The organism is Tenacibaculum sp. M341, assembly GCF_004337695.1.
GTDB lineage: Bacteria > Bacteroidota > Bacteroidia > Flavobacteriales > Flavobacteriaceae > Polaribacter.
On sequence record NZ_SJXJ01000115.1, the window covers coordinates 1 to 311 of the forward strand.

The 311-nt window shown below is 42.1% G+C and carries 1 protein-coding gene; it reads left to right on the forward strand.

Features of this window, described 5'->3' with window-relative positions:
* Positions 1–311, forward strand: a 311-nt coding sequence (locus EYW44_RS22020) for a transposase (protein WP_165872310.1), incomplete at both ends; no start/stop codon positions are given.

Consider the following 311-nt stretch of genomic DNA (forward strand, 5'->3'; position numbering starts at 1 on the left):
AGTGGCGATTTAGATGGAAGTCACACAACAGCATTACGAGGCGGACAAGAGGTGGGTTATCAAGGAAGGAAAAAACGTACAACCACCAATGCTATTTACCTTACGGATAGGCAAGGATTACCAATAGCTATGTCAGAGCCTGTTTCAGGAAACCACAACGATTTGTTTGATATAGAAGCGCAATTTCAAGAAATTGTTGGTACAGTGGAAGAAGCAGAGATCAGTGTTGATGGGCTTTTTGTTTATGCTGATGCTGGTTTTGATTCTCAAAAGCTCAGAGATAAATGTGAGGCCAAGGGCATCATTGCCAA